Origin of the sequence: Aeromonas sp. NJAU223 (assembly GCF_051125555.1) — a bacterium.
Taxonomy (GTDB): domain Bacteria; phylum Pseudomonadota; class Gammaproteobacteria; order Enterobacterales; family Aeromonadaceae; genus Aeromonas; species Aeromonas veronii_G.
Map to the genome: position 1 here is coordinate 3801102 of NZ_CP144204.1, position 18899 is coordinate 3820000.

At 61.6% G+C, this 18899-nt stretch carries 12 protein-coding genes, 1 tRNA gene, 2 rRNA genes and 1 riboswitch (1 of these 16 only partly in view); of the genes, 1 reads left to right on the plus strand and 14 read right to left on the minus strand.

Annotated elements, in window-relative coordinates:
- Positions 1–306: 306 nt before the first annotated feature.
- The 5 genes from VZC39_RS17370 to VZC39_RS17390 form a co-directional block, all read right to left on the minus strand.
- Positions 307–1194 (minus strand): DUF4434 domain-containing protein, encoded by an 888-nt coding sequence (locus VZC39_RS17370; protein WP_349919587.1) that lies wholly within the window; start codon positions 1192–1194, stop codon positions 307–309.
- A complete protein-coding gene (locus VZC39_RS17375) occupies positions 1194–4154 on the minus strand; it encodes an NfrA family protein (protein ID WP_434664160.1) in 2961 nt (986 codons plus the stop codon). Before VZC39_RS17375 ends, VZC39_RS17370 begins: the two co-directional genes overlap by 1 nt.
- The gene (gene nrfB, locus VZC39_RS17380) at positions 4154–6400 is read right to left on the minus strand and encodes a cyclic di-3',5'-guanylate-activated glycosyltransferase NrfB (RefSeq protein WP_349919591.1); all 2247 of its coding nucleotides are present in this window, start codon (positions 6398–6400) and stop codon (positions 4154–4156) included. The genes VZC39_RS17375 and nrfB overlap by 1 nt, the downstream gene beginning before the upstream one ends.
- A gap of 5 nt (positions 6401–6405) precedes the next feature.
- Positions 6406–7488 carry a non-hydrolyzing UDP-N-acetylglucosamine 2-epimerase gene (gene wecB, locus VZC39_RS17385; protein WP_434664164.1) on the minus strand — a complete coding sequence of 361 codons (1083 nt, stop codon included), beginning with the start codon at positions 7486–7488 and terminating at the stop codon, positions 6406–6408.
- Positions 7489–8120: 632 nt separating this feature from the next.
- Complete coding sequence (locus VZC39_RS17390; protein WP_434664167.1) at positions 8121–9968, minus strand: M3 family metallopeptidase; 1848 nt, start codon at positions 9966–9968, stop codon at positions 8121–8123.
- Between the two features lie 337 nt (positions 9969–10305).
- A riboswitch (cyclic di-GMP riboswitch) is annotated at positions 10306–10391 on the plus strand.
- A 61-nt stretch (positions 10392–10452) separates the two neighbouring features.
- Between VZC39_RS17390 and gbpA the strand changes: the two genes are divergently transcribed.
- Positions 10453–11877, plus strand: coding sequence for an N-acetylglucosamine-binding protein GbpA (gene gbpA / locus VZC39_RS17395; RefSeq protein ID WP_434664170.1), 1425 nt, complete (start codon positions 10453–10455; stop codon positions 11875–11877).
- A 55-nt stretch (positions 11878–11932) separates the two neighbouring features.
- Here the strand turns inward: gbpA and cbl are convergent, their stop codons facing one another.
- From cbl to VZC39_RS17440, 9 genes are all read right to left on the minus strand, one after another.
- Complete coding sequence (cbl, locus tag VZC39_RS17400) at positions 11933–12880, minus strand: HTH-type transcriptional regulator Cbl (protein WP_349919597.1); 948 nt, start codon at positions 12878–12880, stop codon at positions 11933–11935.
- 91 nt (positions 12881–12971) lie between these two features.
- Positions 12972–14054: a sulfate/molybdate ABC transporter ATP-binding protein gene (locus VZC39_RS17405; protein WP_434664173.1), complete on the minus strand. Its 1083-nt coding sequence runs from the start codon at positions 14052–14054 to the stop codon at positions 12972–12974.
- Between the two features lie 24 nt (positions 14055–14078).
- Positions 14079–14963, minus strand: a complete 885-nt coding sequence (gene cysW / locus VZC39_RS17410; protein ID WP_349919601.1) for a sulfate ABC transporter permease subunit CysW — start codon at positions 14961–14963, stop codon at positions 14079–14081.
- Positions 14960–15799: a sulfate ABC transporter permease subunit CysT gene (gene cysT, locus VZC39_RS17415; protein WP_349919603.1), complete on the minus strand. Its 840-nt coding sequence runs from the start codon at positions 15797–15799 to the stop codon at positions 14960–14962. The genes cysW and cysT overlap by 4 nt, the downstream gene beginning before the upstream one ends.
- 295 nt (positions 15800–16094) lie before the next feature.
- A complete protein-coding gene (locus VZC39_RS17420; RefSeq protein WP_434664176.1) occupies positions 16095–16670 on the minus strand; it encodes an RBBP9/YdeN family alpha/beta hydrolase in 576 nt (191 codons plus the stop codon).
- A 42-nt stretch (positions 16671–16712) separates the two neighbouring features.
- On the minus strand, positions 16713–17714 hold the full coding sequence (locus tag VZC39_RS17425; RefSeq protein WP_434664179.1) for a sulfate ABC transporter substrate-binding protein: 1002 nt from the start codon (positions 17712–17714) through the stop codon (positions 16713–16715).
- A 198-nt stretch (positions 17715–17912) separates the two neighbouring features.
- A tRNA-Asp gene (locus VZC39_RS17430) sits at positions 17913–17989 on the minus strand.
- 95 nt (positions 17990–18084) lie between these two features.
- Positions 18085–18199, minus strand: a 5S ribosomal RNA gene (gene rrf, locus VZC39_RS17435).
- Positions 18200–18318: 119 nt separating this feature from the next.
- Positions 18319–18899, minus strand: a 23S ribosomal RNA gene (locus VZC39_RS17440); it runs 2308 nt beyond the window's last position.

The following is an 18899-nucleotide window of genomic DNA, read 5'->3' on the forward strand; positions in this document are numbered from 1 at the left end:
CCCTTCGTATGTGCGGTCCAGCCATCTCCAGAGGAGACCTGCGACTTTCCGAACCCGATTCACATCGGGGGTGGCGAGGCGGTCGATTTTGAGTCTGCGTCGACATTAGTCAATGGGGGGATATTATGAACTTGGCCTGAACGCAGACTGATGGTGGGGATAAAATTTGCGGCGAAAAACATTGTTATGGCCAGGGTTATCAAGCCATATCGATTAATAGACGCTACCTGAGGCTGATAATTCGCTATTAAAATTAACAGTTTTAAACGGCAGGGGCTGCGACCTCAAGTGTCGCAGCCCCTGGCTTCAACGCAGGTCTGCCAAGCCTGGCAAGTAGCGCAAGGAGAAGAACCAGCGCTGGCTGCCGCACCGGCCCGGTGCCGACCAGAGAGCCCGTTGCTGGCTCTCAGCCAGGGGCTTGGCCTGGAAGGCGCCTTCGCCCTGCTGCTGGACGAACAGCTCGTGGATGAGCCCGGCCACCCGTCCCTCGCAGGGCTCGAGGGCGCTCAGATAGAGGTTCCGCTCCGGCTGACTCAATACGCCGGTCCCGCTGCCATCCTGCACCAGCAGGCTCACCCCGTTCTGCGCCATCAGGGTCAGCATTTCCCGATAGGCTTCAGGGCTCATCTTGCCGGTAAAGAAGCTGCTGATATAGACGGGCACCGGGTTCAACTCATTGAGCGCCTTGCCAAGACTCGCCAGGTGACGAGCCAGCAGTGCCTGGCGCTCGGGCGCTCGCCAGTTGAGATCATCGAGTTCGGCAGGCAGGTACCAGCCTGCGATGTGCCCCTCGCCGAGACGCGCCTGCCATTCCTGCGCCAGCGAGAGGTTGTGGCTCTCCTGCTGACCGAGATAGCGATCGAGATGACCTGCGCTCTGATCCTGATGCTGGAAGAATTCGGGGTCGGAATAGAGTCCCAGGATCAGGGTCAGTCCCGCCTCGTTGACACGCTTGAGCCGATCCGTCAGCCAGGCGCTCTCCTCCGGCTTGGCGAAGGCCTCACCGTAACGGGTCCATTGCACGATCAGGGTATCGAAACCTTCCCGTTTCACCTGGGCCAGGATCTCGTCCCAGCGCGCCTCGCCGATGGCGGCATCCCGCAGCTGGGGCTGATAAATAATCCCCTGACTCGCCTGGGCGGGCCATGCCGCCGCCAGCAGGATGAGAGTCAATGCCGTTATCCAATGTCTCATCACCATCTCACTCCCATGGTCATCATCAGGGTGCCTTTGTCGTAGTCATCGCCGGTTTCGATGTCCTTGATGACGGGATTGCTCTTCAGTCTGTGCTGGTATTCGATCCCCAGGCTCAGCTTGTGGGGCCAGGCATCGTAGCGGGTCTCCCCGAACCAGTGATTCCAGCGCACCCCGACGCCCCCCATCAGCAGGGTGTAGTCATCGGATCCCGACGAATATTCCACCGTGCCCCCCTCAGCGTTGTAATAACCCCGATCCGGGCTCTTGTCATTCCAGTACTGGCGCCCCTGCACATGGGCATAGGGCTCGAGGGTGTCACCCCAGCGGATCTTGTGGTGATAGCTGAGACGATAATCGGCTACCAGGCTGGTCTGCTGTGAACGCAGGTAGCGAGCCGCATCTAGATAGAGGTTCTGGGCCCACCAGCCACTCTCCCCCACATGCCACTCATCGCTGTATTTACCGTCATTCAGGAAGGAGGCGCTGGCCCGGATCAGGGTGTCGTGCTCGCCCCCCTGGCTGTTGTTGAGGGGGATCAGCTCCTCGGCCGCGAGGAAAAAGGTCTGGCTGGAAAAAGGTTTCCATCGCAGCCCTATCCCCAGAGTCGGATCCCTGAAGTCGAGAGGATTGCTGCCTCTGTCCTCGGCATAGGTACCGTCGTAGGGGGTGCCTTCATTGAGGTGATAGATCTGCTGGCTCTGGCTACTGCCATAGAGACGACCGTAGACGGAGAGCGTCTTGCCATTGCGAATGGGCTCGTCCCCCAGACGATACTCCACCTCGGTCTGGGCATAGCTCTGGGCCACGGCATTGCCCCCGATACCGCTTACTGTACCGGCCCCGGTACCGGTCCAGGCATCGAAGCTGTAGGTCCAGCGGCGTCCCAGATCCTCGTGCAAACGCCTCAGGTCGTAACGCAGCTGCGCCGGTTGCTCCCCGTCGATGGCCTTGGCGGCGTAGTCCCGCGCCTTCTGGTTGTGAGCGAGGGACTGGTTGATATAAACCAGCTGCTCGGCAAGCTGGGTATCTCCCGGCCGGTAGATGGACTCCAGCCAGTCACTGGCCGCCTGCTTCTCGTCATTGCCCAGCAGGGCATAGCCATAGGCGAGTTGATACTCCCGGTTGTCCGGCTCCAGTCGATTGGCGGAATGCAGCGCCGTGCGAGCCTGCGCCGTCTGGCCGAGGTGCTGATGATGCTGAGCCAGTTGCGCATAGTCCGATGCCTCGGGCGACAGGGCGATGGCTTTCTCAAGGCTGGCGATGGCCTCTTCATCCTGCTGGGTACTGGCCAGAGCACGCCAGTATGCCGCCCCCTGGGGCAGGCCGGCCCGCCGATACCCATCCAGCCATTGCCTGGCCTGGGACTGATCGCCGGCATCCAGGGCCGACTGGATGGCGGCCATCTGCTCCTGCTGCTCGGGAGCCAGAGTCACCTGCTGCCAGGCCTTGAGTGCCGCCCCATAGTGGTGATTCTCATAGGCCTGGTAAGCCAGCTGGCGCACATCCTGCGGCAAGCCGAAGCTGGCGGCCCGGGCGAAGGCATATTCCGCCAGACCCGGCTTGGTCTGGCGATAACAGTGGCCGAGCGCTCGCCAGCTGTCGGCATCATAGTCTGCGGCGAGATCCCCCAGCACCCGTACCACACCGTCACACTGGCCCGACTGGGCCAGCAGACCGGCTTGCAGGCTTCGCAGTCCGGGCTCAGGCAGCGGTTCGGCCAACCGATCTGGCAGAGGCGCGGCTCCTTTCTCCCCTTGCAACAGGGTCAGACGCCGGATCAGGGTTTCCCGCCCGGCCTGGCTGGCCCCCTTGTAGGGCCAGTAGTCGATGAGCAGCGCCCGGCTCGCGGCCGTGAGGCCCGCCTGCTGCAGGCGATAGCTCACCTGCTCGAGCGTAGCCATGGGCTGACGCGAGCCCCTGATGAGCTGACGCCCCTCGCTGGCCAGTTTGTTCCACTGGCGCTGATGCAGGGCGGACTCGAAAGCGAGCTCCGCATTCCCTTGCGCCGGCGTCCTGGCCAGCAGCCTGTCCAGCTCGGCCCAGCGCCCCTCGCGGCGCAGCACCGGCAACATCAGGCTGGTATAAAATCCCTGATTCTCGGCAAATTGCAGGGTCTCGTCGCTGCCGAGGGTCTGGTTATTGGCGGCCAGTTGCAGCCACTCCCGCTCCTGATCCGCCCGTTGGAACTGCGGGGCATGGGCCTGCTGGTAGCGGCCGAGGGTCGCTCCTCGCTGATCCTTGCCAAGGGCCAGGGCAATGGCCAAGTCCAGCTCTGCATCATCGCTTGGCAACCGGTGGCGCAAGGCCACGGCCTGTTCGACCTTGTCCTGTGCCAGCAGCATGTTGACCCACTGTTTCGTCTCGCCGGGTCCGAGCTTGCCCGCCTTGTCCAACCAGGCGAACTGACCCGCGGCCAGGGGCCAGTTCTGTTCCCCCAGAGCACGCTGCAGCAAGTTGCGCCGCAGACCAAGGCCCTGGGAACTGTCCGCCAGGGCGGGATCCTCCAGCGCCGTGGCCAGCGCGCCCAGATCCCCATCCAGCAGATCACGTTCGGCTCTCGCCACCTTGCACTCGAGCTGATTGCAGGCCGGATCCAGTGGGTTCTTGCGCTGCAGCCCCTCGGCCATGGCAAGCAGTTCGGCGTACCCCGGCGTGATGGATAGCTGCTCATGGATCAGCGCAGCGGCATGTTTGTCCTGACCAAAATGCTCGTAGGCCCGTGCCAGATAGAGTGCGATGACCGGGTTCTCGGGCTGCAACTTGCGAGCCTGCTCGAACTCGGCGATGGCCCTGTCACGATGCTCCCGTTCCATAGCAGAAAATCCTTTTTGAAGGTGCGGGTACAGCACGAAACGCTGATAACTGCTCACCCCTGGACCCAGGTCATATTCCGCCGGGGCGGCCATGGCACCCTGCCCGAGCAAGAGCCCGGACAGGAGCAGTAATTCGGGACGCATCAAACGGTCTCCTCTTTCTGTCGCGCCAGCCAGGCTTCATCATTCACCCCGGCCGCCCGCAGCAAGTCATGCACATTCAGTTGATAGCGGTTCTGCAGCCCCTTGGCCTGGGCCAGCACCTGTTCGCTGACCACTTCCTGATCGACCAGAAAGTCCCCAAGCACCTCTTCACTGCTCTCGTGGCGCAGCAACAGGGAGCGCAGCGCCGCCTCGTCGATATGACCGAGGGAGGTGAGGATCTCCGGCAGCATCACCTGGCTCGCCTGATAGCGGGACCAGATATCGGCGTAGCCGGCCTCATCGATCAGGCCATCGGCCAGGGCTTTTTGCAGCACGCCCTTGGGGTCGGTACGCGTGGATCGCACATACCAGCGACGCAGCCCCAGGGTGACTTCCCCCTTGCAGGCAATCACATAGGAGACCCGCGATGCGAGCTTGCGCGACAGAGCGCCAAGAGAGACAGGGTCCAGATAGGTTTCGCACCCCAGCACCAGCACCTCTTTCTCCATGCGCAGGGGGATTACCCCGTAATGCACAGCCACGTTGGGAGGCACCTTCTCCAGCAGATCCTCGGGCAGGCTGAAGGCATCGACGTGCTCCCAGGCGACCCCGCTCTGCTCCGCCACACCGGCGGCCAGCTGTTCCGGGGTGATCAGGCCCTGATGCACCAGGCTGCTGCCAAGGCGCAGACCCGGCTCCATGTTCAGTACTGCCTCGTCCAGCTGCTGCTTGCTCAGGCTGCCCTGGCTAACCAGGATCTGGCCGAGGGGACGGCGCGCCCGGTTCTCCTCCCCGAGGCTCGGGAAGTCGTGGGTGGTCTTGTCCCAGGCCACCCGACGGGGATCCCCCTGGGCGATGATCTGGGAGAGGGCCCGCCAGTTCGCCATGAAGTTGATGATGTTGCCCCAGAACAGCCGGGGAATGGACATCATCCCCTGGATCAGGCCGTAGTAGCGGGTCACGAAGATCATCCGCTGCAACATGCGGTTGCTCATCAGAAACATGTTGATCCAAAGCAGGGTGATCAACCAGCTGTCCCCCTCGAAGATGGAGAGGAAGTAGTAGGGATCCGGCGCCAGCCACTGGTAGAGGATGAGGGCCAGCAGTTGCAGCAGGATCAGGCTGGCGGTGAAGCTGAGGAAGTTGGTCAGCGCCCCCTTGCGATCACGCCAGAGGAAGTAGTTGAGCTTCCAGTTGTTGCTCCACTTGTGGGTCTTGAAGCCTTGATAGACGATGCCGATGATCCAGCGGGATTTCTGTCGCACCGCGGTCTGGAAGGTATCGGGGAAGTATTCTCGCACGCAGATGACGTTGGTATCCCGCTCGTGCATGCCAAGCCGCCAGCGCTTGTTCGGGGTGCTCCTGGCCTCGCGGATGACGGGGAAGCGTACGAACACCTCCTCCATCCCCTTCTCCTTGAGTCGAAAACCGATGTCATAGTCTTCCGTCAGGCTCTGCACGTCAAAAGCGATACCGTCGCCGTCTTCCAGCAGGGCGATGACGGCCCGGCGGCTGAAGCAGGTGCCCACTCCGGCACTGGGCACTTGGCCGGAGACGGCCTCGCGCACCGGCACATCCTTGCTGTGCAGCTCGGCGAATTCGTCCAGGTAATGCAGGCTGGTGAAGTTGTACCAGGGACGTTCGAAGGGGTAGACGGGGATCTGGATCAGATCCTTGCGATCCACCAGATAGTTGAACAGCCGCAGCTCCATGTCCGAGATGACATCCTCGGCATCGTGCAGAATGAAGCCGGCGAAGGAGAGGTTGGCCTTTCGTTCGAACTGGAAGATGGCATCGAGCACATTGTTGAGGCAATCCGCCTTGCTGGTCGGCCCCGGCCGGGCGCAGACCACCTTATGCACATTGGGGAAGCGGGCGCAGACTTCGTCCACATCCTTCTGGGTGTCGGGATCATTGGGATAGGTGCCGACGAAGATCTGGTAGTTCTCGTAGTCAAAGCGGGTCGCCGCCAGCTCCGCCATCTGACCGATCACCCCGGTCTCATGCCAGGCGGGCACCATGATGGCGAGAGGCTGCTCCTCCCGTTCATAGAGTGCCGGGTATTCCAGACGTTCGTGGCGACGATAGACGGTCAGTCGCCGCCAGGTGGCGCGCAGCCAATAGACTGCATCGATAAAGAGATCGTCGACGCCGCTCACCAGCATGGCCATCGCCACCACGATGGCGATCAGCTTCAGACCGTAGAGATAGGTGGCAAAGCCATCAACCAGCCAATATTCCGACATCAGGATCACCCCAGCAAGGTATCAGCCATGATAGCCACGATGCGCGCGCAGGCCTGGCCATCACCAAACGGATTGGCCATGGTGCGCGGGGCAAAGTCCGCCGCCTGCCACAGTTCGGTGACACGCTGGACGATGCGCTCCTCATCGGTGCCCATCAGCTGGGCATAACCGGACTCCACCGCTTCGGGCCGTTCGGTTTCCTCCCGCAGCACCAGCAGCGGCACGCCGTAAGTGGGCGCCTCCTCCTGCAGGCCGCCGGAGTCCGTCATCACCAGCCAGGCATCGGCGATGGCCTGCTGCATGGCCAGATAATCGAGGGGTTCGGTCAGGGTGACATTTGGCAGATGGCCGAGCAGCGGATAGACCGCCTCCTTGATCACCGGGTTCAGATGCACCGGGAAGAGCACCCGCATATCGGGATGAGCGGTGGCGAGACGGGCGATGGCACGGCAGATCCCGTCGACTTCGTCACCCCAGTTCTCCCGGCGGTGCACGGTGACCAGCAGATGACCCGGCTGGGGATTGTTGCGCTGGATGCCATGGCGCTCACCGGCCCAGAGCTGGGCATCGATGACGGTGTTGCCGGTGACATGGACCCGCGCTGCCGACACCTGCTCGGCCAGCAGGCAGTCCCGCGCACGGGGAGTCGGCGCCAGATGCAGTTGTGCGATGCGCCCAATCATCTGGCGCAGCCCCTCTTCGGGGAAGGGGCGGTCAAGGCGATAGGTACGCAGCCCGGCCTCCACATGGGCCACCGGCACCTGATGATAGAAACCGGTCAGGGCGCCGAGGAAGGCACTCTCGGTGTCCCCCTGCACGATCACCATGTCCCAGTGCTCTTTTGCCATCAGGGCTTCCAGCTGGGCACGGCAGCCCTGGCTGAATTCAAAGAGGCTGGCCCCCTGGCGCTGCAGCGACCAGTGAGGGCGGATATCGAAGCACTCGAGCAACTGGGTAGCCATGCTGTCATGCTGACCGGTATGCACCCAGCGCACATCGGCCCAGGGCGCCTGCAGGAGGGCATGATAGAGGGGGGCGAGTTTGATTATTTCAGGGCGAGTGCCCGATACCATCATGATCTTCTTCATCACAACATGCTCCGTTCATGAGAACCATATCACCGCAAGGAGTCTAGCCGACCAGACACATCATCAGCCCGTACCTATGCAGAATAATATCAATAGATTACAAGTCACTAGGGAGGAGGGGAACACTAATAGGGGGCGATTCCCCCGGATGATCACTCGTGGATATCCTGATACCGCGCGACAGCAGGCACGGTACCTAATGCTGGTATCCCTGTTCGCCCGGCTCGGTGTGAGGCGGTCATCATCATTGAATGGATATAGAACGTCATCAGATATGGAGCGAGTCATCAGACCCTCGTCATAGGCAATCCAGCCATCTCACGAGGGAGATCTGTGATTTTCCGAACCCGGTTCGCACCGAGGGTGGCCTATCAATCATCTGCTCAGGAGCCAGGCCAGTCCATATTTAAAATGTAAATATTCCAACAAATCGAACATAAACCAAATCTAAATCAATTATCTGAACTTAAGTCGACCTCATGACATATAGCAGCAGAGCGAGGAAGGCGATAGCGGATAAACCGGCAAGGGTCACCTCTTGTCGTACCCTGCCTGACGCCCGCTGAGCCCGATAAAAAAAGCCCCTTTCGGGGCTTTTTTGTACAGGCATTCGATGACATCACCGTTGGCCCCTAGGCGGGCTGACTCTCCCCCTGATAATGGCGCAGGATCCAGGTTTCAAAGTCCGCCAGCATGCGGGCTTCCGACTCGCTGTTGTCGGCGATGAGCTCGGTCCCGTGCACCACCCGGATGTGGGCGTTGAGAGGGGCGCCATCACCGACGGGCGGACGTTGACGCGCCCCCGCCATACAGGCCGAGGCCGTTGCCCAGGCATCCTCTACGCTCTGGTTGCATACCCGGGCCAGGGGCGCCGCACTGAAGCCTTCGCCGGTCAGGCTCTGCAGGGTCTGATCATGGGTCATGCCGTTGCCCGGCCCCCAGTAGTGGGCCGCCAGATCCGGGCCGATGCGCGGGTTGTCGGTGAGGTAGCCATCCCGGCGCAGGAAGTAGGCACGGGTCTGCTCCACCGCCATCAGGGCCAGCAGGTAGCCGTGGTAGGCACAGGCCGACTCCTGATTGAGCAGGTGCGGAATGGCGAGCAGCGGGCGCGGACTCTCCACTCCCAGGATCCTGCGCTCCCACTGGCGGGCCAGCGCCAGCACGGCGGCCGGAGTGCGCTCGGCGTCCTCCATGGCATAGAGATCCCGTTCGAAGTAAGAGACCAGGGCAATCTGGCGCTCGTTGAAGGCCCTGAACGGCTGGCGAGCCTCGATCATGGCCTTGATGAGGGCATCCGGGATCGCTTCCCCCGCCTCATTGCGGGCGTACCCCTTGAGCCAGTCCGCATCGTCCAGCAGGCTGTCGCAGAACATGGATTGCGTCTCCGCATAGGCCATGGAGGTGGGCGGGAACTCCTGGGAGAAGCAGGGGGCGTTGCCGGTGACGTTGGCAAAATGCGCCGCGTGCCCCCCCTCGTGGAACAAGGTGTTGAGGCCATTCCAGCCGCTGCCCACCTGGGCGGGGTTCGCCAGACTGGTGAAGTTGACCACGGCAGGCACCCACTCTCCCTCCTGCCAGAAGCTCGGCACCGGGCCATGGCAGAAGCCGTTCTCGTATTTCCCCTCCCGGGTCAGCAGATCCAGGGTCAGGGTCGCCTCCCGGTACTGGATGCCGAGGCGACGGAAGCTCTCGACCCAATCCTTCAGGGCCCGGGAGAAGGGCACGTAGGGGTCGAGCTGACGGGTCACGTCGCCGCTCACGAAATAGCGCAGGTTGTGGGGCAGCAGCGCCGCCTCCCCCTTGGCGCCCTTCAATTCGGCGAGGCCCAGGTGCACCCGATCCTCGGTGCGGGCGATGAAGTCATCCAACACCGTAAACAGCTGCTCCGGGCTCATCTGCTCGTTCTTGCGCACCTTGTAGTCGAAGTAATCCCGATAGCCCATGGCGCGAGCGAAGCGGTTGCGAAGCGTGACGATGGCCAGATAGCCGTTGTCAACCACCCACTGCTCCAGGGTATGGAACATGGCGAGCGCGCTCTGGCGCACCGCCTCATCCGCGCTGGCCGCGAGGGAGGCACTGGCTGCCGGCAGGCTGCCAGCCACCTGCCGCCCCTGCTCGTCCAGCAGGGTCAGCTTGAGCTCCTTGCGACGGGCGAACAGCTCTGCCTCGGCGGCCACCAGCTCGTCCATCAGCACCGCAGCCTGCGGGTCTTCGATGACGTTGCACTCGAAGAAGGCGATCCAGCCCCCGAGCCCCCGTTTGAGATCCGCCCCTTCGGCCTCGGCCAGCATGGCCCGCAAGACCGGCAGGCGGGCCGGATCGGCGCAGAATGCCTTGTAGGCCTGTTCGGCGGCGGTGAACCCGGCCTGATCATCGCTGGTGCCCATGTAGGTGGACCAGAAGAGATCCTCCTTGCGCCTGTGTACCTTCAGGTAGTCGGCGTTGAGCTGGTTCAAGTAATTCCTGGCATTGGAAATCATAAGGTCCCTCTTTTTATCGGCGGCCACTGGCCGACCATTCCTTTTTGATGGCGCCCTGACAGCAGGGCGGGTGCGCGAGGATGCACCTCATCACGCTAGCAAAAGCGGGCTCCGCTGTCTGCCGCGAGCAAGGGATTATCTTCGTGAATAGAGTCTTCCTGGCGGCGCTGGGTGCCGGTGGCAGGGAGGCCGGGGCCACATGGGGGAATAAAATAAAAAAGTGGCGTATTGGCTCTACTCCGATGAGAACAAGCTGTAAAGATTTACACTTAATAATTCAATAGAAAGAAGTCATGATGGGAGCGTCGTAGTCAAACGCGACACCATGACCCATTTTGTAGTCATTTGGCAAACTGGTTGAAAGGCCAGGACGCAAAGCCTCCGGTCTAAAGACATGTCGTCCAGGATAGCGGGGTTGCAGCACAGTGTTTCGGGAAACTCCCCTGCCAACTTGACTGCCCACATCTATCGAACAGAGGAATGTATGGCAGCAACCATTCAACTCAATCACCTCACGGCGGCGCTCGCACTGCTGGCCAGTGGCGGCGTGCTCGCTCACGGCTACATCAGCCAGCCGGAGGCGCGCAACTACCTGTGCAAGACGGGTGGCAACATCCAGTGCGGCGCCATCCAGTGGGAGCCCCAGAGCCTGGAGGCACCGTCCGGCTTCCCCGCTGGCGGCCCGGCCGATGGTCAGATTGCCGCCGCCGGCCATCCGCAATTTGGCGAGCTCAACGCCCAGACCAGCGATCGCTGGACCAAGCGCGACGTGAAAGCCGGCCCCTTCGCCATCAGCTGGACCTTCACCGCCAACCACACCACCCGCAACTGGCGCTACTACCTCACCAAGCAGGACTGGGATCCGAACCAGCCACTGACCCGGGCCTCCTTCGACCTCACCCCCTTCTGCGTCATCAACGGGGGCATGGTGCAACCGCCCAAACAGGTTACCCACAACTGCGTCCTGCCTGCCCGTACCGGTTATCAGGTGATCCTGGGAGTCTGGGAGGTGGGGGATACCACCAACAGCTTCTACAACCTGATCGACGCCCGCTTCGAGGGAGGCACCCAGCCCCCCCTGAGCTGGAGCCAGGGCGGGACCATCTATCCCTCCATCGATCTCGCGGCCGGTGACAAGGCCATGACCCGGGTGTTCGATGCAAGCGGCGAGCGCACGGATCTGCAGACAGTGCTGACCATCGCCAGCACCGAGCAGGGCCAGAAGAACAACTGGGCCCACGCTCTGGCCAGCAAGATCAACGGGGAACAGAGCCAGATCCGCGCCGGTCAGCAAGGAAGTGACGGCCAGTTCAATCCCGTCTACGGCCAGAACCCTGTCTTCCTCAAAGCAGGCAGCAACCTGCAACGGGTCGAGATCCAGCTCGAGCAGCAACAACCGCCGATCGGTGACAGCGTCAGCGTGAGCGGCCTGGAGAGCGAATACCTGCTCGATGGCGGCAAGCTGACCCTGAGCTTCACCGTCGCGGCGCAAGGGGATCTCGCTGTCACCAGCACCCTCTATGACCATGGTGGCGTCGCCAGGGGTCAGAGCAGCGCCGACATCAAGGACAGCAGCCAGAGCTTCACCATGCCGCTGACCGGGTTGAGTGCAGGCCATCATCAACTGGTGATCACGGGCAAACCCAAATCGGGAGGCGCGGCCGTGCAGCAGACCCTGGATCTGATGCTCAAGGATCCGGCCAGTGGCGGTGACTATCAGTACAGCTTCCCCGAGGGCGTCGCCGCCTACACCGCCGGCACCAAGGTGCTGCAACCCAAGAACGGCAAGATCTACCAGTGCAAGCCCTTCCCCTACAGCGGCTGGTGCAGCCAGTGGGCGAGCACAGCCACCCAGTATGAGCCGGGCATCGGCTCCCACTGGCAGGAGGCCTGGACCTTGCTGCCATAATCGTCTGAATGCAAAACAGGGAGCCCGAGGCTCCCTGTTTTTTATGGCGATTCACTCAGATCTGGTAATCGAGCGCCGCATCGTTGCGCAGAGCCCGCGCCTGGATGTCTGCCAGCGCTAGCTCCGGGTTGCAGAGCTGGATGAACTGCCAGGCAAAATTGTGCTGGAACTGCCCCTGCTTGAGCCCGATCCAGGCGGTATGGGGAGCAAACAGCCGACTGCCATCGAGTTGCACCAGCCCCTTGTCCCGCTGGCCGTTGAAGGCCATGTCCGCCAGTATACCCACCCCCATTTCCAGCTCGACATAGGTCTTTATGACGTCTGAATCCTGAGCCGTCAGCAGGATCTGGGGCACTATCCCGGCTTCGGCAAACGCTTCATCTACCCGCACCCGTCCGGTCAGCCCCGCCTGATAGGTGACGATGGGCCATTGGGCCAGCGCCGCCAGGGTCAGCTCCCGCTCGGCGGTAAGGGGGTGCTGCTCCGGCACCACTATGTTGTGATGCCAGCGATAGTAGGGAAACGCCACCACCCCTTCGCTCTTGTCGAGCTGTTCGCTGCTGATGCCGATGTCCACTTCGCCGGTCTGCACCAGCCGCACTATCTCCTCCGGGCTGCCTTGGCGCAGCTCCAGTTGCACCAGCGGGAACTGCTCGCGAAACGCCTTCACCACCCGTGGCAGGGCATAGCGCGCCTGGGTGTGAGTGGTCGCGACCAGCAAGCGGCCCGAGTCGCGGTTGGCGAAAGTGCTGGCCAGCTTGCGGATGTTGTTGGCGTCATTGAGGATGCGCTCGGCGATCACCAACAGCTCCTTGCCGGGCTCCGTCATGCCGAGCAGCCGCTTGCCGTAACGGATGAAGAGCTCGAGCCCCAGCTCTTCCTCCAACTCGCGGATATGGCGGCTGACCCCGGACTGGGAGGTAAACAGGGCATTGGCAACCTCGGTCAGGTTGTAGTCCCGCCGCGCCGCCTCCCGAATAATGCGTAATTGCTGAAAATTCACGTCATCGCCTCCTGCGCTGACCGGCCCCGTGGATGGGTTCCCGGGGCCTTGTTCTCTGTCTCAAGCCTGAACACGATGGATGGCTCGCGCACTAGATCTGGTAGTCCGGGTAGAGCTGAGCCTGCTTGGCGATCAGTCTCACCCCCTGCCCCGGCACCAGGGTACGGGCCGCCTCCTTGCTAAGCTCGGCCTCGTAGTGAGCCCCCTTGCCATTGGGAGTGCCTGCGTCACCGTTGCCCCTGAGTTCGACCCGGATCCGCGGCCCCATGGGCAACAGGCGAGTGATGGTGGCGCTGATGCCACCTGGCGCATCCGCCGGCAGGATCTCCAGCTCGTGGGGGCGCACATAGGCGATGGCCGCGCTGCCCTGGGCCAACTGAGAGTCGCTCGCTCCCCCCAGCCACTGCTCGCCGATGCCGAGCCCCTGTTCCGCCACCCGGCCATGGAACAGGTTCACGCTGCCGAGGAAGCTGTGCACGAAGGAGCTGGCGGGCTGGTCATAGACCTCGGCCGGGGTGCCGACCTGCTCGACCCGACCGGCATTCATCAGCACCACCCGATCCGCCACCTCCAGCGCCTCCTCCTGATCGTGAGTCACGAACAGGCTGGTAACATGCAGCTCGTTGTGCAGCTCCCGCAACCAGCGACGCAGCTCCTTACGTACCTGGGCATCGAGGGCACCGAACGGCTCGTCCAGCAGCAAGACCTTGGGCTGTACCGCCAGGGCCCGCGCCAGGGCAACCCGCTGGCGCTGGCCACCGGAGAGCTGGGTCGGGTAACGGCCAGCCACGTGGCTGAGCTGCACCAGATCCAGCAGCTCCTTGACCCGGGCGCGGATATCCGCCTCGCTCGGCCGCTCGCTGCGCGGTTTGACCCGCAGGCCAAAGGCCACGTTCTCGAACACCGTCATGTGGCGGAACAGGGCGTAGTGCTGGAACACGAAGCCGACGTTGCGCTCGCGTACATGCAGGGCGGAGGCATCCTCCCCCCGGATGATGACGTTGCCGCTATCGGCCTGCTCCAACCCGGCGATGATCCGCAGCAAGGTGGTCTTGCCGCAACCGGAGGGCCCCAGCAGGGCGACCAGTTCGCCGTCGTGGAAGTCGAGATTGATGTCGGCCAGGGCCGCGTACTGATTGAAATGCTTGTTGAGTTGTTGAACCTGAATGCTCATGGCTGCCTCGTTGAAACTGTGAAATCAGTGAGATTTAATGGGCTGACCACGCAGCCGGGCCAACAGGGTTTCCCCCAACAGGGTGAAGATCCCGAACAGGGCCAGCAGGCTTGCCACCGCGAAGGCGGCGCCGGTCTGGTACTCGTTGTAGAGGATCTCTATGTGCAGCGGCAGGGTGTTGGTCTGGCCGCGAATATGGCCGGAGACCACGGAGACGGCGCCAAACTCCCCCACCGCCCGGGCGGTACAGAGCAGCACGCCATACATCAGGCTCCAACGAATGCCAGGCAGGGTCACCCGCCAGAACATCTGCAAACCGCTCGCCCCCAGCATGATGGCTGCCTCTTCCTCTTCCGGTCCGCGCGCCTCCATCTGGGGCAACAGCTCGCGCACCACGAAGGGCACGGTAATGAAGGTGGTGGCCAGGATGATCCCCGGGGTAGCGAAGATGATCTTGATGTCATGCTCACTCAGCCAGTCGCCAAACCAGCCGCGGCTGCCGAACATCAGCACGAACATCAGGCCGGCGATGACGGGGGAGACCGAGAACGGCAAATCAATCAGAGTGATGAGCAGTTGCCGGCCCGGGAAGCGGAAGCGGGCGATGGCCCAGGCGGCCGCCAGACCGAACAGCACGTTCAATGGCACCGAGCAGAGGGTCACCAGGGCGGTGAGGCCGAGGGCACTCAGGGCATCCGGCTCGCTGATGGCATGCCAGAAGAAGGCAAGACCTGGGCTTAGCGCCTGAATGAAGACGGTGGCGAGTGGCAACAGCAGCAGGGCGGCAAACCAGCCCAACCCGACTGTGATGAGCAACCACTTGACCCAGACCGGCTCGCGAGTCACAGGCTCATGGCTCGACCGCGTGCCCTGCGGGGCGGTCTCGACAACCAGGGTAGAGGCGTTCATATGCGGCTCCCTCCGATCCGGGCCCAGCTCCAGGCCTGCAACTTGTTGATGATCAACAGCAAAATGAATGAGATAAGCAGCATGACGGAGGCGATGGCGGAGGCGCCTGCGTAGTCATACTCCTCCAGGTGGCTCATGATCATCAGCGGCGCGATTTCCGACACCATGGGCAGATTGCCCGCGATGAAGATGACGGAGCCGTACTCCCCTACCCCGCGGGCGAAGGCCAGGGCGAAGCCGGTCAGCAGTGCCGGGATCAGGGTTGGCCAGAGCACCCGGGCAAAGGTCTGCCAACGGTTGGCCCCGAGGCTCGCGGCCGCCTCCTCCTGCTCGGTCTCGGCTTCACGCAGCACCGGCTGCAGGGTGCGCACCACGAAGGGCAGACCGATGAAGGTCAGGGCTATCACGACACCTATGGGGTTATAGGCGAGTTCGATGCCAAGGGGAGCAACCCATTGGCCGATCCAGCCGTTGGGGGCGAAGATGGCGCACAGGGCGATACCGGAGACGGCGGTGGGCATGGCGAACGGCAGATCGATGAGCGCATCCACCAGACGACGACCGGGGAAGCTGTAGCGCACCAGCACCCAGGCTAGGATGAGACCGAACAGGCTGTTGAGCAGGGCGGCGATAAAGGCGGCACCGAAGCTCAGGCGAAATGAAGCCAACACCCGGGGGGAGTTGATCACCTGCCAGAATTCGGCGGCACTCAGGTTGTTGATGGCAAACAACACCAACGCCGAAAGCGGCAACAGCACCAGTATGCCCAGGTAGAGCAGGCTGAAGCCCAGCGTCGCCCCCAGGCCAGGCAGGACAGAGTAAGAACTTAATCGCATAACACTTCCGATTGTTATAAGTAAGTTTCGATATAGCGATTCTGCTCACTCCCGCCAGATGCAACAAACACCAATAACGCCTTTGCTAATCACTTTTTTATCTAACAACGATGAAACAAGGCTTTTAGAGCAACAAATATAAAAAAAGGTCTTTTATATAAATAAAAGACCTAACCAAACGGAGCCGTAAAACCAAAACCGGAAGTTGCTGCCATGAGTACGATCATGGGGACGGGCGACGGTCCCCCATCTCTGTGTGTTTCCTCCTTAGCCTCTGCGCCGTGACTATCGATGACTAACGGAAGCTGAGTGCCGCCCGCTTGCCCCAATCGGTCTGAAGCGGTTCCACCACCATCTCGGCCCGCCGATGAAGGATGCCGAGCAGGTTGAGGCCCTGACTCCACTCCCCGTGACCTGACTGGGCATTGATATGGCCCACCTCTCCTGCATCGAACAGGGGAACCTGCCACTGACGGCTCCAGTACTCGGCCCGCTCGAAAGACATCCAGGGATCGTTGCGACTGGCGATGAGCTGGGCGGAGACCTTGACCGATCCCGCCAGCGCCTCGTCCGGGATGCCGAAACGGGCCGGATCGGCAGGGGCCACGATCAGGATGGAGGAAACCTTCTCCGGTTGCAGCCTGGCGGCGGCGATGGCCGTCAGGGCACCGAAGGAGTGGGCCACCAGATGGACCCGGCCACGCCGGCTCCTGAGCTTGCTAGCCAGCTTGGCACTCCAGACCGTGAGGTCAGGCTTGTCCCAGGGCAGCCCGACCATGCGCTGCCACTGGGGGAAGTGTTGATGCCAGCGACTCTGCCAATGATCCGGTCCACTGTTGTGCAAACCGGGAACCAGGAGGATCTTGTTCATCTGGAGGCTCCTATCCGTGACGCGGGACCCAGTGGGGCAGACTTAGCTGCCCGGCTGGTAGATCTGGTCGAACAGACCGCCCTGGGAGAAGTGTTTCTTCTGGGCCTTGTCCCAATCCCCTTCCAGATCCTTGACGGTGAACAGGTTCAGGGTCGGGAACTGGGCCGAGGTTTCCTTCAGGATCGCCGGATTGCTGGGACGGTAGTGATACTTGGCGATGATGCGCTGCCCCTCATCGGAGTAGAGATAATCGAGGTAGCCCTTGGCGACCGCCTCGGTGCCGTGTTTCTTGGCGACCTTGTCCACCACGGTGACCGGCGGCTCAGCCAGAATGGAGACGGACGGTACCACCAGTTCAAACTTGTCACTGGTGCCCGGCTGACCCAATACCAGCAGCGCCTCGTTCTCCCAGGCCAGCAGCACATCGCCGAGGCCGCGTTCGATAAAGCTGGTCGTGGCACCGCGAGCACCGGAATCCAGCACCTTCACGTTCCTGAACAGATCGCCGACGAACTTTTTGGCCTCCTCCTCACTGCCGCCCTTCTTCAGGGCATAGCCCCAGGCAGCCAGATAATTCCAGCGCGCCCCGCCAGAGGTCTTGGGGTTGGGGGTGACGATGGAGACATCCTTGCGCACCAGATCGCCCCAGTCCTTGATCTGCTTGGGATTACCCTTGCGCACCAGGAAGACGATGGTGGAGGTATAGGGAGACGCGTTATTGGCGAGCCGTCCCTCCCAGTCACTGGCGGTGAGACCCGCCTTGGCCACCGCATCGACGTCGTAGGCCAGTGCCAGCGACACCACATCGGCTTCCAGACCGTCCACCACGGCACGTGCCTGCTTGCCGGAGCCACCGTGAGACTGGCTCACCACCACATCGTCTCCGGTCTTGCTCTTCCACTCCTTGGCAAACGCCGTGTTGTACTCCTGGAACAGCTCGCGGGTAGGGTCGTAGGAGACGTTGAGCAGCCGGACTTCGGCGGCATTGGCTTGGCCGAGCGCAAGCAGGGATAACAGGGAGAGAGCGGTCATTCGCAGTTTCATGGTGATACTCCTTATCGTTGGATTGAGTACAGCATGCCTCCTCTTTGATATACCAGGAAGAAAGAAATAGCGCATTGCTTATCTCTTTTCTGCATATCAAGGGTGAGTCAAAAACAAGATTAAGGTGAGATCGCGAGGGAAAAATGAGAAATACAGGGACGAAAAAAAGCCCAGTCATTAGACTGGGCTTCTTGTTAGTGGCGGAGCGGACGGGACTCGAACCCGCGACCCCCGGCGTGACAGGCCGGTATTCTAACCGACTGAACTACCGCTCCGCATTCGGTTAGCTTTCGCTAAATCTTTTGCCGCTTATCTGAGGTGTCATCCTCGCAGCCAATCGCGCAATGTGTGCACAACTGTTTAATTGGGTGCCTGGCAGTGTCCTACTCTCGCATGGCGAATGCCACACTACCATCGGCGCTACCGCGTTTCACTTCTGAGTTCGGCATGGGATCAGGTGGTTCCACGGCGCTATGGCCGCCAGGCAAATTCTTAATCTAGAAAGCTGACGTGAATAACGATGTCGCTCTTGGCTCGTCGCTATCACTGAATTTGAGTAGTTCATGCACTTGCTACAAGGCCAGAAACACTTCTTGGGTGTTGTATGGTTAAGCCTCACGGGTAATTAGTATGGGTTAGCTCAACACGTCGCCGCGCTTACACACCCCACCTATCAACGTTGTGGTCTCCAACGGCCCTTTAGGACCCTCAAGGGGTCAGGGATGACTCATCTCAGGGCTCGCTTCCCGCTTAGATGCTTTCAGCGGTTATCGATTCCGAACTTAGCTACCGGGCAGTGCCACTGGCGTGACAACCCGAACACCAGAGGTTCGTTCACTCCGGTCCTCTCGTACTAGGAGCAACTCCCTTCAATCATCCAACGCCCACGGCAGATAGGGACCGAACTGTCTCACGACGTTCTGAACCCAGCTCGCGTACCACTTTAAATGGCGAACAGCCATACCCTTGGGACCGACTTCAGCCCCAGGATGTGATGAGCCGACATCGAGGTGCCAAACACCGCCGTCGATATGAACTCTTGGGCGGTATCAGCCTGTTATCCCCGGAGTACCTTTTATCCGTTGAGCGATGGCCCTTCCATTCAGAACCACCGGATCACTATGACCTACTTTCGTACCTGCTCGACCTGTCCGTCTCGCAGTTAAGCTGGCTTATGCCATTGCA

Bases quoted from the DNA above. Each gene is read 5' to 3' on its own strand.
- VZC39_RS17370 (WP_349919587.1), bottom strand. From the start codon at position 1,194: ATGAGACATTGGATAACGGCATTGACTCTCATCCTGCTGGCGGCGGCA.
- VZC39_RS17375 (WP_434664160.1), bottom strand. From the start codon at position 4,154: ATGCGTCCCGAATTACTGCTCCTGTCCGGGCTCTTGCTCGGGCAGGGT.
- nrfB (WP_349919591.1), bottom strand. From the start codon at position 6,400: ATGTCGGAATATTGGCTGGTTGATGGCTTTGCCACCTATCTCTACGGT.
- wecB (WP_434664164.1), bottom strand. From the start codon at position 7,488: ATGAAGAAGATCATGATGGTATCGGGCACTCGCCCTGAAATAATCAAA.
- VZC39_RS17390 (WP_434664167.1), bottom strand. From the start codon at position 9,968: ATGATTTCCAATGCCAGGAATTACTTGAACCAGCTCAACGCCGACTAC.
- gbpA (WP_434664170.1), top strand. From the start codon at position 10,453: ATGGCAGCAACCATTCAACTCAATCACCTCACGGCGGCGCTCGCACTG.
- VZC39_RS17405 (WP_434664173.1), bottom strand. From the start codon at position 14,054: ATGAGCATTCAGGTTCAACAACTCAACAAGCATTTCAATCAGTACGCG.
- cysW (WP_349919601.1), bottom strand. From the start codon at position 14,963: ATGAACGCCTCTACCCTGGTTGTCGAGACCGCCCCGCAGGGCACGCGG.
- cysT (WP_349919603.1), bottom strand. From the start codon at position 15,799: ATGCGATTAAGTTCTTACTCTGTCCTGCCTGGCCTGGGGGCGACGCTG.
- VZC39_RS17420 (WP_434664176.1), bottom strand. From the start codon at position 16,670: ATGAACAAGATCCTCCTGGTTCCCGGTTTGCACAACAGTGGACCGGAT.
- VZC39_RS17425 (WP_434664179.1), bottom strand. From the start codon at position 17,714: ATGAAACTGCGAATGACCGCTCTCTCCCTGTTATCCCTGCTTGCGCTC.